The organism is Bacillus cereus group sp. N21, assembly GCF_016483395.1.
In the GTDB taxonomy this organism is placed as follows: Bacteria; Bacillota; Bacilli; order Bacillales; family Bacillaceae_G; genus Bacillus_A; species Bacillus_A pseudomycoides.
The window spans coordinates 1-234 of the sequence record NZ_JAEHBX010000440.1; the positions used below are offsets into that span (position 1 = coordinate 1).

Consider the following 234-nt stretch of genomic DNA (forward strand, 5'->3'; position numbering starts at 1 on the left):
TCGGAAGGTGCGGCTGGATCACCTCCTTTCTATGGAGAATTGATGAACGCTGTTCATCAATATAAGTTTCCGTGTTTTGTTTTCGTTTAGTTTTGAGAGTTCAATAAACGTATTGACTCTTAAAAGAGAATATGATATAAAATAATTCTGCAATTTGTATGGGCCTATAGCTCAGCTGGTTAGAGCGCACGCCTGATAAGCGTGAGGTCGATGGTTCGAGTCCATTTAGGCCCA

At 41.0% G+C, this 234-nt stretch carries 1 tRNA gene; it reads left to right on the forward strand.

Annotated features, from left to right (window positions below):
- Positions 1-160 precede the first annotated feature (160 nt).
- A tRNA-Ile gene (locus JDS96_RS31555) sits at positions 161-234 on the forward strand.